At 61.7% G+C, this 14,994-nt stretch carries 12 protein-coding genes; 10 read left to right on the plus strand and 2 right to left on the minus strand.

Annotated elements, in window-relative coordinates; genetic code table 11:
• Positions 1-97: 97 nt before the first annotated feature.
• Positions 98-1,525: an NADP-dependent phosphogluconate dehydrogenase gene (gene gnd / locus NKH57_RS20255; RefSeq protein WP_352946604.1), complete on the plus strand. Its 1,428-nt coding sequence runs from the start codon at positions 98-100 to the stop codon at positions 1,523-1,525.
• Between the two features lie 9 nt (positions 1,526-1,534).
• On the opposite strand, the gene NKH57_RS20260 is transcribed toward gnd, so the two are convergent.
• Positions 1,535-2,590 (minus strand): LacI family transcriptional regulator, encoded by a 1,056-nt coding sequence (locus NKH57_RS20260; protein ID WP_352946607.1) that lies wholly within the window; start codon positions 2,588-2,590, stop codon positions 1,535-1,537.
• 394 nt (positions 2,591-2,984) lie between these two features.
• Here NKH57_RS20260 and NKH57_RS20265 point away from each other — a divergent pair, with 394 nt between their 5' ends.
• The 7 genes from NKH57_RS20265 (at position 2,985) to mgrA (ending at position 10,334) form a co-directional block, all read left to right on the plus strand.
• The gene (locus NKH57_RS20265; RefSeq protein WP_023760792.1) at positions 2,985-4,223 is read left to right on the plus strand and encodes an ABC transporter substrate-binding protein; all 1,239 of its coding nucleotides are present in this window, start codon (positions 2,985-2,987) and stop codon (positions 4,221-4,223) included.
• A gap of 76 nt (positions 4,224-4,299) precedes the next feature.
• Positions 4,300-5,187: a carbohydrate ABC transporter permease gene (locus tag NKH57_RS20270; RefSeq protein ID WP_023760791.1), complete on the plus strand. Its 888-nt coding sequence runs from the start codon at positions 4,300-4,302 to the stop codon at positions 5,185-5,187.
• Positions 5,184-6,122: a carbohydrate ABC transporter permease gene (locus tag NKH57_RS20275; protein ID WP_031260681.1), complete on the plus strand. Its 939-nt coding sequence runs from the start codon at positions 5,184-5,186 to the stop codon at positions 6,120-6,122. The genes NKH57_RS20270 and NKH57_RS20275 overlap by 4 nt, the downstream gene beginning before the upstream one ends.
• 5 nt (positions 6,123-6,127) lie before the next feature.
• Positions 6,128-7,225 (plus strand): ABC transporter ATP-binding protein, encoded by a 1,098-nt coding sequence (locus NKH57_RS20280; protein ID WP_352599374.1) that lies wholly within the window; start codon positions 6,128-6,130, stop codon positions 7,223-7,225.
• Positions 7,226-7,273: 48 nt separating this feature from the next.
• Entirely contained in the window at positions 7,274-8,020 is a 747-nt protein-coding gene (locus tag NKH57_RS20285; protein WP_352946612.1) for a sugar phosphate isomerase/epimerase family protein, read from the plus strand.
• An 11-nt stretch (positions 8,021-8,031) separates the two neighbouring features.
• On the plus strand, positions 8,032-9,174 hold the full coding sequence (locus tag NKH57_RS20290) for a Gfo/Idh/MocA family protein (RefSeq protein WP_352599378.1): 1,143 nt from the start codon (positions 8,032-8,034) through the stop codon (positions 9,172-9,174).
• Between the two features lie 113 nt (positions 9,175-9,287).
• Positions 9,288-10,334, plus strand: coding sequence for an L-glyceraldehyde 3-phosphate reductase (gene mgrA, locus NKH57_RS20295; RefSeq protein ID WP_352725044.1), 1,047 nt, complete (start codon positions 9,288-9,290; stop codon positions 10,332-10,334).
• Positions 10,335-10,411: 77 nt separating this feature from the next.
• Here the strand turns inward: mgrA and NKH57_RS20300 are convergent, their stop codons facing one another.
• Positions 10,412-11,512 carry a S1 family serine peptidase gene (locus NKH57_RS20300; RefSeq protein ID WP_352725046.1) on the minus strand — a complete coding sequence of 367 codons (1,101 nt, stop codon included), beginning with the start codon at positions 11,510-11,512 and terminating at the stop codon, positions 10,412-10,414.
• A 349-nt stretch (positions 11,513-11,861) separates the two neighbouring features.
• Between NKH57_RS20300 and NKH57_RS20305 the strand changes: the two genes are divergently transcribed.
• Positions 11,862-12,956, plus strand: a complete 1,095-nt coding sequence (locus NKH57_RS20305) for a trypsin-like serine peptidase (RefSeq protein ID WP_023760785.1) — start codon at positions 11,862-11,864, stop codon at positions 12,954-12,956.
• A gap of 145 nt (positions 12,957-13,101) precedes the next feature.
• On the plus strand, positions 13,102-14,934 hold the full coding sequence (locus NKH57_RS20310) for an MORN repeat-containing protein (RefSeq protein WP_352946617.1): 1,833 nt from the start codon (positions 13,102-13,104) through the stop codon (positions 14,932-14,934).
• Positions 14,935-14,994: the final 60 nt, after the last annotated feature.

Here is a 14,994-nt window from a genome sequence, read left to right on the forward strand (position 1 = left end):
ACAATTCGGCAAGGCGGTTGACGCGACCCGAAAGGCCCGTCAATCATCCCGACAAAATTGCGGGCTGCAATCAACAAACCCGAAGGGTAGGAAAACGATGGAAAAAGCCGAAATCGGCCTGATCGGCCTTGGCACGATGGGCTCCAACCTGGCGCTCAACATCGCCGAGCACGGGCATCGTATCGCCGTCTTCAACCGCACCAGGGCGCGCACCGACGCTTTCGTCGAGAATGCCGGCGCGCTCAGGAGTAGGGTTGTGCCCTGCTACAGCCTGGAAGAGCTTGCCGCCGCGATCCGGCCGCCGCGCCCGATCATCATCATGGTGCTGGCCGGCAAGCCGGTCGACGAACAGATCGCCGCCTTGCGCGGCGTGCTGTCGGCCAACGACATCGTCATTGATGCCGGCAACGCCAATTTCCGCGACACGATGCGGCGCTTCTCGGAGCTTTCCGGCTCGGGTCTCACCTTCATCGGCATGGGCGTGTCCGGCGGCGAGGAGGGCGCGCGCCACGGACCGTCGATCATGGTCGGCGGTACTGAGGACTCCTGGAAACGGGCCGAGAAGGTGCTGACCGCGATCTCCGCCAAGTTCAAGGACGAACCCTGCGCGGCATGGCTCGGCACCGACGGCGCTGGCCATTTCGTCAAGACCATCCACAATGGCATCGAATATGCCGACATGCAGATGATCGCCGAGATCTACGGCATCCTGCGTGACGGCTTAGGCATGGGACCGAAGGACATCGGTACGGTGTTTTCCAACTGGAACAAGGGCCGGCTCAATTCCTACCTGATCGAGATCACCGCCAAGGTGCTGGCTGCTGATGATCCCAAGACCGGCAAGCCGGTGGTCGACATCATCCTCGACCGCGCCGGCCAGAAGGGCACCGGCAAATGGTCGGTCATCGAGGCACAGCAGCTCGGCATTCCGGCGACCGCGATCGAGGCGGCGGTGGCAGCACGCGTGCTGTCGTCTATCAAGGACGAGCGGCTGGCGGCGGAAAAGGCCTATGGCAATATCGGCGTGACCAGGATTTCCGGTGACAGGGATGCCTTGTTGAAAGACCTCGAACTGGCGCTGTTCGCCGGCAAGATATCAGCCTATGCGCAAGGTTTCGCTGTGATGAGCGGCGCCTCCAAGGAATTCAACTGGAACCTGCCGATGCCGACCATCGCCAAGATCTGGCGCGCCGGCTGCATCATCCGCTCGCAGATGCTCGACACCATGGCGGAAGCCTTCAGCAATGGCGGCGCCTCGACCAATCTTCTGATGGCGCCGGCCTTCATCTCATTGATGCAGGAGGCGCATCCCTCGCTGCGTCGTGTCGTGGCACGGGCATCGGAGGCCGGTTCGCCGGTGCCGGCGCTGTCTTCGGCACTTGCCTATTTCGACAGTTACCGCCAGGGCCGCGGCACCTCGAACCTGATCCAGGCTCAGCGCGACTTCTTCGGCGCGCACGGTTTTGAACGCATCGACGATGCGGGCGCGTTCCACGGGCCGTGGGGCAGCGGAGCGGCTGGCTAGCATCGCGGGTTAGGCGGGCACTGGCGAGCTGAACGCCTGGACGTCGCCGGCGACGACAAGGCTCTGCAAAGAGCCTGGTGCGGCGCCGCCAATCAAGCCGAGCACCGAGCGGGCAAGTTCGGAGCCAGCCAGCCGGAAATTCTCGTTGACGACCAGCAATTCCCTTCGGAACAGGTGCAGCAGGTCCGACGACTGCTTCGATACGACATCGACATCGCGGCCGAGCTTGAGACCGGCATCTTCGATGCCGGCGACAATGGCCAGCGTCGCCGCGGCGGCGCTGCTGACGAAGCCGTCCGGCCTGACATCACGGCGCATCACCTGAGCCGTCCTCATCCTGATCTGCTCGATCGTATGATCGATGGAAACGGTGTTGAACGGAATTTCGCTGGCGCCGACCTCGCTCAGCGCATCGGCGAAGCCGTTCAACGTATGGCCATAGTAGGTCAGTCCGGGCGGTGGCGACAGAAGTGCCAGCCTTCGCCGACCAATGCTCGCCAACCGGCGCACGGCCGCACTCGCGAACGCATGGTTGTCGAAGTCATGGTAGGGGTGGACGAGGCCCATGTCGGTGCGGCCATGCGTGGCAAAGGGCATGCCGTGCTCCAGCATGTAGCGGGCGCGTGGATCGTTGGGCTGGGTGCGTGAGATGATGACGCCGTCGGCCGAGCCGGTCTCGACCAGATAGCGGATCGGCTCCATCGGATCCTGCGAGCGCGAATAGGGCGTAACGATCAGGTGATAGGGCGTTTCGGCGAGCACTTCCGAAACGCCGTAGATGATATCCGAGACGAAGCTCATGATCTCGCGATCGGTGTTGAGCACAAGGCTGATGACATTGGTCCGGCCGGTGCGCAGGCGCACGCCAGCGCGGTTCGGCCGATAGCCGATCTGCTTGGCAACGAGTTGGACGCGGCGCCTGGTTTCGGCGCCGATTTCCGGGGCATCCTTCAGGGCGCGCGACACGGTGGTGACGCCGAGCCCGGTCATGAAGGCAAGCGTTTTCAGCGTCGGTCGCCCCTGCGCCGACGCTTCCTCGTTCTTTTCCGTACGCCGTCTGTCCATTCGTCCCGCCCGTCAGGCGCATAGCAGCCGTAGGCCGGGCGGGCAATCGTCGTCATTGCGATATGGTATGCGTTCCAGCCCGGCGGGGCTTCAGTATACTGAAACGTTACAGATTGCCAATGTCGAGATGCCGACCACTCGTGGCGAGGTAGACGCCCGCTTTGCGAAACCCACTGGAAATCCAGAAGAAATCGCCCTCGTCATCCGTTTTGCCGGCTCTTACGCACCATTTTGGCATTTTGCATTGCAGCAAGCCATGTTGCAGCGCACATGCTCATGCGAATTTGTTCGCCACTCGAAAAAATGTGGAACTCGCTTGGTTCATGGGGTTGCGCAGGCCGCGCAATTCCCGTATCGAAAATCTGTAACGTTTCAGATTCTGGGAGGAACCGAAATGCGCTATAAACTTTTGACCGCTGCGCTGGCGGCGACAGCCGCACTGCAGTTCGCTGGTCCGGCCGCCGCAACCGACCTGGAGGTCACCCATTGGTGGACTTCAGGTGGTGAGGCCGCGGCTGTCGCCGAGTTGGCCAAGGCTTTCGACGCCACCGGCAATCACTGGGTCGACGGCGCCATCGCCGGCTCCGGCGGCACGGCGCGGCCGATCATGATCAGCCGCATCACCGGTGGCGATCCGATGGGTGCCACCCAGTTCAATCATGGCCGGCAGGCTGAAGAACTGGTTCAGGCCGGCCTGATGCGCGACCTCACCGATGTCGCAACCAAGGGCAAGTGGACGGAAGTCGTGCGGCCGAAGAGCCTGCTCGACAGCTGCACCATCGACGGCAAGATTTATTGCGTGCCGGTCAACATCCATTCCTGGCAGTGGCTGTGGCTGTCGAACGAGGCCTTCGAGAAGGCCGGCGTGCCATTGCCGAAGGACTGGAATGAATTCGTTGCGGCAGCGCCCGCGCTGGAGAAGGCGGGCATCATCCCGCTCGCCGTCGGCGGACAGGCCTGGCAATCCTCAGGCGCCTTCGACGTGCTTTTGGCAGCGGTCGGTGGCACAGACACTTTCCTCAAGGTCTACAAGGACAAGGACGCGACATTTGCCGCCGGGCCCGAAGTAGCCAAGGTCTTCAAGGCTGCGGACGATGCCCGCAAGATGGCGAAGAACACCAATGTGCAGGACTGGAACCAAGCGACCAACCTCGTCATCACCGGCAAGGCAGGCGGCCAGATCATGGGCGACTGGGCACAGGGTGAGTTCCAGGTTGCCGGCAAGACCGCAGGCAAGGACTATACGTGTCTGCCAGGGCTGGGGCTGAACGAAGTCATCGCCACAGGCGGCGACGCGTTCTACTTCCCGCTGCTGAAGGATGCCGATAAGTCCAAGGCGCAGGAGGTGCTGGCCGAAACGCTGCTCGATCCCAAGACGCAGGTTGCCTTCAATCTCAAGAAGGGTTCGCTGCCGGTACGCGGCGACGTCGATCTCAATGCTGCGAACGACTGCATGAAGAAAGGCCTCGCGATCCTCGCCAAGGGCGCCGTCATACCATGGACGGACCAACTGCTTTCACAAGACACCCAGAAGCAGAAGGAAGATCTCTTCGCCGAATTTTTCGCCAAGCCGGACTTGACCGTGGAAGAGGCGCAGAAGCGCTTCGCCGCCCTCATCGCTTCGGCGGACTGACGTTGAAGTCCACTCACCTTGCTCCCGGCCGTAACAGGGCCGGGAGCAGACCGTCCTTACCCAGCCGGCTGACGACATGAGCAAGAGCGAACGCCCCAACCCGCTGTTCCGCAACCTCAATGCGAAGGTCGCCTCGATCCCGATGATCCTAACCGCGATGGCGGTTTTCGTCGGCGGTACCGTTTGGACGGTGCTCTACTCCTTCACCAATTCGAAGCTCTTGCCGCGGCTGAATTTTGTCGGGCTTGACCAATATTACCGGCTGTGGGCGACGCCGCGCTGGCTGATCTCGATCGAGAATCTGTTGATCTACGGCGCGATTTCGCTGGTGTTCTCACTGGTCGTCGGCTTCCTCCTTGCAGCGCTGCTCGACCAGAAGATACGCTTCGAGGACACGTTCCGGACCATCTTCCTCTATCCCTTTGCGCTCTCGTTCATCGTCACCGGCCTTGTCTGGCAGTGGCTGCTCAACCCGGACTTCGGCATCCAGCATGTGGTGCGGGGGTTGGGTTGGGAGAGCTTCAGCTTCGACCCGCTCTACAATTCCAGTATCGTCATCTACGGCATATCGATCGCGGCACTGTGGCAAGGCACCGGGCTCATCATGTGCCTGATGCTGGCCGGCCTGCGTGGCATCGACGAGGACATCTGGAAAGCCGCGCGGGTGGATGGGATACCGATGTGGAAAACCTATCTGTTCATCGTCATCCCGATGATGCGGCCGGTCTTCATCACCACGCTCGTCATCATCGCGTCCGGCATCGTGAAGGTCTATGACCTCGTCGTGGCCCAGACCAGCGGCGGCCCGGGCATCGCTTCCGAAGTGCCCGCCAAATACGTCTATGACTACATGTTCTTCGCCCAGAACCTCGGCCAGGGTTTTGCCGCCTCGACCATGATGCTGCTTTCGGTGGTGATCGTCATCGTGCCTTGGGCCTATCTCGAATTCGGGCGGCGCAAATGAACATTGCAAACACCACCGCTGAGACAAGCGTTGCCGCCGGCGCGCGCCAGGACATCATCGGCCCCTACGGCCCGAAGCCGCGCCGCATGATTTCGCGCCGCAACATCTTTCTCTACGGCACATTGTTTGTCATGGCGGCCTACTACCTGTTGCCGCTCTATGTGATGGTCGTCACCTCGCTCAAGGGCATGCCGGAGATCCGGCTCGGCAACATCTTTTCGCCGCCACTCGAGATCACCTTCGAGCCTTGGGTCAAGGCGTGGTCGACCGCCTGCACCGGCCTCAACTGCGACGGGCTTTCGCGCGGCTTCTGGAATTCGGTGCGCATCACCGTGCCGTCGGTGCTGCTGTCGATCGCCATCGCCTCGGTGAACGGTTACGCGCTGGCCAACTGGCGCTTCAAGGGCGCCGACACATTTTTCGTCATCCTGATCGTCGGCGCCTTCATCCCTTATCAGGTGATGATCTATCCGATCGTCATCATCCTGCGCGAGATCGGCCTCTATGGGAGTCTCAGCGGGCTGGTGATCGTCCATTCCATTTTCGGCATGCCGATCCTGACGCTGCTTTTCCGAAATTATTTTGCCTCGATGCCGGAAGAGCTGTTCAGGGCGGCGCGCGTCGACGGGGCAGGCTTCTGGGGCATCTTCCTGCGGATCATGCTGCCGATGTCGCTGCCGATCTTCGTCGTGGCCATCATCCTGCAGGTGACCGGCATCTGGAACGACTTCCTGTTTGGCGTCGTCTACACCCGCCCCGATACCTATCCGATGACGGTGCAGCTCAACAACATCGTCAACTCGGTGCAAGGCGTGAAGGAGTACAATGTCAACATGGCCGCCACCATCCTCACCGGGCTCGTGCCGCTCGTCGTCTACTTCATTTCCGGTAAGCTTTTCGTGCGGGGCATCGCCGCCGGCGCGGTGAAGGGATGACGGCGATGACGGCAGCCAACGGCACCAGCGTTTCTATCCAGGACCTGTCGCTGAATTTCGGTGTGGTGACTGTCCTGGAGACGCTCAATCTCGACGTCGCCGAGGGCGAGTTCATCGTGCTGCTCGGGCCTTCCGGCTGCGGCAAGTCGACCTTGCTCAACTGCATAGCCGGCCTGCTCGACGTTTCCGAAGGCCGCATCTTCATCAAGGGCAAGAATGTCACCTGGGAAGAGCCCAAGGACCGCGGCATCGGCATGGTCTTCCAGTCCTACGCGCTCTACCCGCAAATGACGGTAGAGAAGAACCTGTCCTTCGGCCTGCGTGTCGCCGGCACGCCGAAAGACGAGATCGCCAAGCGCATCGCACGGGCCGCCGAAATCCTGCAGATCGAGCCGCTGCTGCAGCGCAAACCGGCGGCGCTCTCCGGCGGCCAGCGCCAGCGCGTGGCGATCGGACGGGCGCTGGTGCGCGATGTCGATGTTTTCCTGTTCGACGAGCCGCTCTCCAACCTCGATGCCAAGCTGCGGGCCGAGTTGCGCGTCGAGATCAAGCTGCTGCATCGCAAGTTGCAGAACACCATGATCTACGTCACCCACGACCAGATCGAGGCGATGACGCTGGCCGACCGTATCGCGGTGATGAAGGGCGGCGTCATCCAGCAGCTTGATGCGCCGCAGACCATCTATAACAGGCCGGTCAACCGCTTCGTCGCCGGCTTCCTCGGCTCGCCGGCGATGAACTTCATCAACGGCCGTCTTGAAGACGCCGACGGCGGTTGGCGGTTCGTGGCCGACTCTCTCGAGATACCACTCGGCACTTATGACTTTGCCGGTCCTCCAGCCGCCGGCCCCGCCGTATTCGGTATCAGGCCCGAGCATGTCAGCCTCAACAGCGGCACGGGCTGGCCGTTCTCGACCGCCGCCAATGTCGAGGTGGTCGAACCGATGGGCTCCGACACGCTGGTCTGGCTGAAGCTTGCCCAGCAGAATTTCAGCGTCAGGGTGACCTCGGAACGCACGCCGAACAACGATGAGGCGGTAACGATCGGCTTCGATCCGATGCGGGCCTCGCTTTTCGACGCCGCAACCGGCAACCGCATCTAGCTCTCGACAACCATCCTTCCAGCGACAATCCCAAAACGGACAGAGACGATGAACTGGTCATTCCAACTCTACAGCGCCCGCAATTTCCAGCCCTGGGAAGGTGTGCTCGCCACGCTCGGCAAGCTCGGCTACACCCAGGTCGAAGGCTTTGGCGGCGTCTATGATGATCCCAAGGCCTTTCGCGCTGAACTCGACAAGAACGGGCTCGCCATGCCGACGGGACATTTCTCGATCGACGCGCTCGAGAACGATTTCGACGGCGTGCGCAAGATTGCAGACGCGCTTGGCATCAAACTGCTCATCTGCCCTTTCCTGATGCCCGACCAGCGGCCATCCGATACGGCCGGCTGGCGCGGCTTCGGTGAGCGGCTGGCCAAGGTCGGCGACGCCGCGAAGAAGGCCGGCTACGGCTTTGCCTGGCACAACCATGATTTCGAATTCAAGAAGCTCGCCGACGGCTCGGTGCCGCAGGATCACATTCTGTCGGCGGCACCCGACATAAGCTGGGAGATGGACGTCGCCTGGGTGGTGCGCGGTGGCGATGATCCGCTGCCCTGGATCGATAAGCACGGCAAGCGCATCAGCGCCGTCCATGTCAAGGACATGGCCAAGCCGGGCGAGGGGCTGGATGAGGATGGCTGGTCGGATGTCGGCCATGGCATCATCGACTGGGCCGGCCTGATCAAGGTGCTGCGCGCCAAGACTGCCGCCCAATATTACGTCATGGAACAGGACAACCCCAACGACATCGAGCGCTTCGCCCGCCGCTCCATCGCAGCCGTCAAGACCTACTAGGAGCAATCAGCATGGCAAAGAAACTTGGCATCGGCGTCATCGGCTGCGGCAACATCTCGAAGGCGTATTTTTCACTGGCGCCGCTGTTTCGCGGCATTGAGATGCGCGCTTGCGCCGACATCAACATGGATGCGGCGAAGGCGCGGGCGAAGGAGTTCAAGCTGCGCGCCGAGACCGTCGACGGGCTGCTGAAGGCTGATGACATCGACATCATCGTCAACCTGACCATCCCGGCGGTGCACTACGAGGTGTCGAAGCAGATCCTCGACGCCGGTAAGCACGTCTATTCGGAAAAGCCGTTCGTGCTGTCGGTCGAGGAAGGACTCGACCTGAAGAAACGCGCCGAGGCGAAAGGCCTTCGCATCGGCTCGGCTCCCGACACATTCCTGGGCGGCGCGCATCAACTGGTCCGCGACTTGATCGACACCGGCAAGCTCGGCAAGATTACCAGCGGCACCTGTCACGTCATGGGCCACGGCATGGAGCACTGGCACCCCAATCCCGATTTCTTCTTCCAGCCAGGCGCAGGTCCGGTGCTCGACATCGGACCGTACTACATCACCAATCTGATCCAGCTGATCGGACCGGTGAAGCAGGTCGCTGCCTTCGCAACGACGCCGGCCAAGGAACGCACGATCAGTTCAAAGCCGCGCGCGGGTGAAAGGATTCCGGTCAACACGCCGACGACCATCCATGGCCTGCTGGAGTTCGAAAACGGTGCCGTGGTGACGCTCAACACCAGCTGGGACGTTTGGGCTCACGGCCATGCGCCGATGGAACTCTACGGTGAAGGGGGTACGGTGTTCGTGCCTGATCCAAACTTCTTCGGTGGCGACGTGCGCTTCACTAACTCGGCCAAGCCGGTCAAGAAGGTGCCGAAATGGTCGCATCCGTTCGGCGTTCCCAACGAAATGCATTCGCAAGGCATGATGGCCAATTACCGCACATCAGGCCTCGCCGACATGGCGGTGGCGATCGCGGAAGGCAGGCCGCACCGCTGCTCGATGGAACTGGCGCTGCATGCCGTCGATGTGATGACCGGCCTGCTGCGCTCCGGCGAAACCGGCAAGTTCGTCGCCATGCAGACCACCTGCGAACGGCCGGCCGCACTTGGCGTCAAGGAAGCGAAAGAGCTCTTGGCAAAGAAGAAGTAGGCAGCGCACCTCAACCCTCTCCCCGTTCCGACGGGGAGAGGGTAAGGGTGAGAGCGAAGCCTGCTCGCTGCGTTGCCGCGATGCCTGGCTTGCTTCCGTTTGAGGATTTTCCGATGCCCTACATGCCCGCCGAAACCCGCTACGAGAAAATGATCTACAATCGCTGCGGCCGCTCCGGCCTGAAGCTGCCGGCGATCTCGCTGGGGCTATGGCACAATTTCGGCAACGACACGCCGCACCGCACGAAGCAGGCGATCGCGCGCAAGGCCTTCGACCTGGGCATCACGCATTTCGACCTCGCCAACAATTACGGCCCGCCGCCCGGCTCGGCCGAGACCGCTTTCGGTGAAATACTGCGCACCGATTTCGCCGTCTACCGCGACGAGCTAATCATCTCGACCAAGGCCGGCTATGAGATGTGGGCCGGCCCTTACGGCGAATGGGGCGGGCGTAAATATGTGCTGGCCAGCCTCGACCAGAGCCTGAAGCGGATGGGACTCGACTATGTCGACATCTTCTATTCGCATCGTTTCGACCCGGATACGCCGCTGGAAGAAACCATGGGCGCGCTCGACCATGCCGTGCGCTCGGGCAAGGCACTCTATGCCGGCATCTCGTCCTACAATTCGCAGCGCACGCGCGAGGCCGCCGATATTTTGAAGCAGCTTGGCACGCCTTGCGTCATCCACCAGCCGAGCTATTCGATGCTGAACCGTTGGGTGGAGGACGACGGCCTGCTCGATACGCTCGAAGGGCTCGGCGTCGGTTCGATCGTATTCTCGCCGCTGGCGCAAGGCATGCTCACCAACAAATATCTTGGCGGTATTCCTAATGGCAGCCGCGCCTCTCAGGGAAAGTCGCTGAAGACAGCCTTCATCAACGACAAGACCATCGCCAGCATCAAGGCGCTCGACGCCATCGCCGGCAAGCGCGGGCAGACGCTGGCGCAGATGGCGCTGGCCTGGGTGCTGCGAAAGGGCAAGGTGACCTCGGCGTTGATCGGCGCCAGCCGGCCGGAGCAGGTCGAGGACTGTGTAGGCGCGCTCAAGGTGCTCGACTTCAGCGACGCCGAACTCGCCGAGATCGATACTTATGCGCGCGAATCCGACATCAATCTGTGGGCGGCTTCGGCCGAGCGCAAAGGTCCGTCGAGGAAGTAAACCCGCTCGATAAGCCGGCAAAACAAAAACGACGGGAACTCCCGCCGTTTTTCATGTGAACGCGAGATAGCCGTGGTTCAGGGCGTCTTCGGCTTCTGAGCCGTGCCCAGTCCCGCCTTGGGTTTTGCAGGCGCCGCCGGAGCAGAAGTTTTCATTTTGGCCTCGATCCAGCCGGTGTAATTGGCCAGCCGGGTGTAGATGCCATAGGCGTCCTTGTGGCCGCAGGCCGCACTGCCGTCCGCCGGGCCTTCGCCCCAGCTGACGACGCCGACCTGGACCGGGCCGCCGGTGCCGGTCATGAACAGCGGGCCGCCGCTGTCGCCGTTGCAGGCATCGCGCACGCCGCTGGTGGTGCCGGCGCAGATCATGTTGCCGGTCAGTGGGTCGGTCATGTCGGCGGCGATCGCATTGGCGGCCGCATCGATGCCTTTTTCCGAATAGCGCATACGGTGGGACAGATCGCCAAGTGCTGCCTTCAGGTCATGCGCATAGATGGCCTTGATGCCGCTGTTGCAGGCGGTGTTGGGCTCCAGATCGAGGTCGGCAACCATCAGTGTCGTCGGGAAGGTGCCATCCTGCATCTTGCCCCAGCCGGTGACCGTCGTCTTGCCGGTATCGGGCGTTGCGTCATGGGTGACCTTGATGGTCGGCGCATCGGCCGGTTCAGCAAGCCGGAGCAGGCCGAGGTCGTTGTCGAGAGTCTGCTCGCTGTAGCCTTCGTTGACGATAACCTCCACCACCTTGTGGCGTTTACCCTCGCTTAGATCGGTGGCGCCGGTCAGCACGGTGACGCTCTCCGGCGAAATCGGCCGGCCCTCGTCGTTGAGACAGTGTGCCGCCGTCAGCACCCATTGCGGTGCGATCAGGCTTCCGCCGCAGAACTGGGCATTGGCCTGCGAGACCGGGTTCTCGTCCAGCCTGTCGGTGGTGAGCAGCGCCACCTGAAATGGATAGGCGCCCTTTTCTGCCTGGTTGCCGCCATAGACGCGGTCGGCGCCGTCGGGGTTCTCCGCCGCGGCCTTCGCTCTTGCATCGGTCACCCTCTTCATTGGCGAAACCGCCGCTTCGGGCTTGGCGGCAGCTTCGTCCGCCTGCGTGGAGTTGGCGCCCGCAAGGGCGGCAGCGATGCCGAGCAACGACGCGGCGGCGATCGGCTTGAACCGATGGATAATGTGCACCTGAAATCCTCCTGAGACACGTTCCCGAACGAGCCAGCCCCGGTGCATGATCAACGAAACAGTCGCCGGCAAGCAGGCGTTGCTTCGCGGACCGCGTTCCCGTGCGGAACCCACTCAAAACCCTATAGCCCCCCACGGGCTACGTGGAAGCGATTTGTCATTCCAATGTTGTATTAATTTAGGCAATATATCTGTGCGGGGTGTCTTTGGCGGGGCCTTCGATAGACCGAATGGGGTGATGATCAGGTTCAGGCGCCGGTAATCAGGCCCGTTTTTCGGCTTCACCACGATCTCGACAATATTTCTATATCTTGATCCAGTCCTTGCTGACTTTTGGGAGAGTCTCACCATGACAAAACTGACAAACGTACTTATTGCGTCCGCATTGCTTTCCACCGCAATGTGGGCGGTACCGGTTTTCGCCGCCGATCCTGGCTCGGCCAGTGCCGGCAATGGCGAAAGCATGCGAGACGTGACTTCAGGCAACTACAAGCCAGGGCGGGCAAAGCCAATCGCGCCGCCGAAGCTGACTGACGAGGACAGCCGCGCCGCGCCGCTTGCTGACGAAGCAACGGCTGTCAAATCCTATGGCATCGTCGGACGGTCCGCCGATGGCAAGGAGATCAAGATCGAGCCGAGCGAAGCGCTGAGGGATCTTATCATCAAGGAACTGAATGCTCCGGCCAATGGAAAAGACGGGGCTGAGCGGAAGACCGAGGATCCGGATCTCGGCGAAGGCGAAGCCGGCCGCCAGGTTTTCGGCACCGACGATCGCGAGCAGGTCAAGAACACCAAGACCTATCCGTTCTCGGCGATAGGCTATCTCGAAGCCAAGTCGGCGAAGACGGGCAGTTATGGCAGCTGTTCGGCAACGCTGATCGGCCCGCGCACGGTGCTCACGGCGGCGCACTGCCTCTATAGCCATGAGGACAAGGACTGGCTCTCCGAGTATCTGTTCGTGCCAGGGCTCAATGGCAGCACCGCCGATGACGCACCATTCGGCGCCTTCGCCTTTGAAAGCGCCTATGTGCTGCAAGGCTTCATCGACAACTACCAGGGCTATTATGGCTCCGTGATCCCGTGGGATCTTGGCATCATCACGCTGAAGGAGGATGTCGGCACCAACCTCGGCTGGCTGGGCTACGCCAACTATGACGATCTCGGCGACTTCACCGCCAACCTCGTCGGCTATCCCGGCGACAAGCCAATGGGTACGATGTGGAAGGCAAACTGCGAAGTGCAAGCCGAGAACATCGCCCCGGAATATTTCCAGTATGACTGCGACACGTTCCCGGGATCGAGCGGCAGCTCAGTTTATGCCTATGACAACAATTCCAAGCAGCGCATCATCACCGGCGTCAATGTGGCGGAAAGCCCCGACGCGAACACAGCCGTTCGCTTGAACGCTGCCAACATCCAGTGGATCAACAGCCTGTACAAATAATCGCTGCGCATTCGCAGTGGAAAGGCGGCGGAGCAATCCCGCCGCCTTTTGCTTGGCGGCACTTCCGCTGCGGTTCTCTTGCACGAGGCTGGTTCGCCGACTACGCTTGAACGGCCAAGAGGTAGGCATCCAAAGGGGTTTTGGGATGGCGCGGGTGAAGGTAGTGTTGGCGATCGCGGCCGCGTCGATGCTGGTCGCATTGATGCTTTCGCCAGCCTTCGCCGATCCGGCCGCCGCACCAGCCGCTGGCGTCTGGGCGGAACGGGTGCAGATCCTCTACCAGGCAGACACGCGCTCCGTGCTGCGCAGGACGGTCCGGGTGTGGGATTTCCATCCGGAAAAGGGACTCGACTTCGTCTGGGAGCCGGCGGCGGGCCAGTCGCCTGACCGGACGATTGCCGAAGACGGCACCATCAACGGCAGGGGTAGGCTGGTGTGGCGGGTGCGTGGCTCGGCCAGCTATGATCCCAAAACCATCTATTCCAGCTATTTCGGTGACATCAGGCAAGGCCGCTTCGACGGGCAGGGCCGGCTCGAGCTGCGTTCGGGCGAGGTTTTCGATGGACATTGGCTCGCCGGAGAACTCAACGGCAATGGCGTCCATCTCGATGTGGAGGGCAACCGCTACGAAGGTCAGTTCGTTGCCGGCGTGCCGAATGGCGAGGGGCGGCTCCTGTCAAAGACGGGGGAGATTTTTGCCGGCTCATTTGTCGACGGGTTGAAGGATGGCAAGGGCCGCACCCGGCTGGCCGGAGGCACCGCCTACGATTCGCAATGGGCAAGGGGCAAGGAGGTCGGCGGCTCGCGCCCCGACGTGCTGGCCGACGCCAAGGTGGGCGGACTCCTCAAGGCGCAGACCGGCGGCGGCGATGCCGGCAAGGTCGAGATCGGCGTGGCCGTCGACCAGCGCATGACCCAGCAATCCGACATGCAATACCAGCATCTGGTGCGCGACGAGGACATCGCGATCTATCCGCAATCCGATCAGTACAATGACAGCTGGAGCGGCACCGGCCAGGTCGCCACCGGCAATGTCTATCAAGGCATGGATTGGGAGGACTCGCCGGCCTTTGCCGAAGTTGATCTCAAGACGTCCGATCAGTCCAAGGTCAAGCTCGACAGCCTGGAGATGAGGGTTGCCGCCAGCGATGCCTATCGCAAGCCGATGCTGTCGATATCGGAGCATTTCGGCTGCGTCGGCTTCAGGCCGGATTTCTCGATCGTCAACAATGGCTGGGGCGACGCTAAGGACATGAAGATGTCGATCCAGTTCACCGCGGTCGATGACGAGGGCAATCCGACCGGTGATCCCAGCCGCATGTTTACAAAGGACGTCGGCAGTTTCGGCGACGGGGTCGACGTGTCGGTAAAGAGCGTGCTCACGGAGGCCGGCGTCGATACGGCCAGCCTGGAGACAGGGCGTTTTCCCTGTCCTTCGGTAGACAGTCTCAATGTCTGCCGCAGCCGGCTGACCAACAAGATCAAATTCGGCGAGGTCGCTGACTATCTCGACAATGTCGAACAGGCGATGACGCTGAATGCGATCGGCAAGTTCGACTATTCCTGGGCGGACGACGAAGGTCATGTCTACCAGCAGAGCGAGCCGTTCCGCACCTCCATCACCATGGCGGTCTTTGAGACACCGGAATCAATGGCCGAATGCGGTGATGGCGGTGGCGGTACGCCGGAAGCCATGCGCTACCAGAACATCGAGTTTCCGATCGGCAAGTATGACTACACAATCGCCATGCCGGTGCGCGGCAACAAGAAGATCAGCGCCTATACGGCGCGGCTGAAGATGTGGTCGTCAATGTCGTCGATCCACAGGTTCAGCATCGCCGCGCATTTCGCCGACGGCAGCGTGCGCGAGAGCAAGCCCGTAACCTTCTTCTATTTCCGCCCGAAGCAGTCGCTGTTCGAGACCAAGACCGAGCCGGCGGCCTGCTACTTGCCGCGCGATATGGTCGGCTGCGGCTAGGGTGCCTTGATATTCAGATGATGCCGGCCTGCAAACGGCAGCTTCCTGCGCTTCCGGTGC

The organism is Mesorhizobium sp. M1050 (assembly GCF_040318715.1).
GTDB lineage: Bacteria > Pseudomonadota > Alphaproteobacteria > Rhizobiales > Rhizobiaceae > Mesorhizobium.

Bases quoted from the DNA above. Each gene is read 5' to 3' on its own strand.
- gnd (WP_352946604.1), top strand. From the start codon at position 98: ATGGAAAAAGCCGAAATCGGCCTGATCGGCCTTGGCACGATGGGCTCC.
- NKH57_RS20260 (WP_352946607.1), bottom strand. From the start codon at position 2,590: ATGGACAGACGGCGTACGGAAAAGAACGAGGAAGCGTCGGCGCAGGGG.
- NKH57_RS20265 (WP_023760792.1), top strand. From the start codon at position 2,985: ATGCGCTATAAACTTTTGACCGCTGCGCTGGCGGCGACAGCCGCACTG.
- NKH57_RS20270 (WP_023760791.1), top strand. From the start codon at position 4,300: ATGAGCAAGAGCGAACGCCCCAACCCGCTGTTCCGCAACCTCAATGCG.
- NKH57_RS20275 (WP_031260681.1), top strand. From the start codon at position 5,184: ATGAACATTGCAAACACCACCGCTGAGACAAGCGTTGCCGCCGGCGCG.
- NKH57_RS20280 (WP_352599374.1), top strand. From the start codon at position 6,128: ATGACGGCAGCCAACGGCACCAGCGTTTCTATCCAGGACCTGTCGCTG.
- NKH57_RS20285 (WP_352946612.1), top strand. From the start codon at position 7,274: ATGAACTGGTCATTCCAACTCTACAGCGCCCGCAATTTCCAGCCCTGG.
- NKH57_RS20290 (WP_352599378.1), top strand. From the start codon at position 8,032: ATGGCAAAGAAACTTGGCATCGGCGTCATCGGCTGCGGCAACATCTCG.
- mgrA (WP_352725044.1), top strand. From the start codon at position 9,288: ATGCCCTACATGCCCGCCGAAACCCGCTACGAGAAAATGATCTACAAT.
- NKH57_RS20305 (WP_023760785.1), top strand. From the start codon at position 11,862: ATGACAAAACTGACAAACGTACTTATTGCGTCCGCATTGCTTTCCACC.
- NKH57_RS20310 (WP_352946617.1), top strand. From the start codon at position 13,102: ATGGCGCGGGTGAAGGTAGTGTTGGCGATCGCGGCCGCGTCGATGCTG.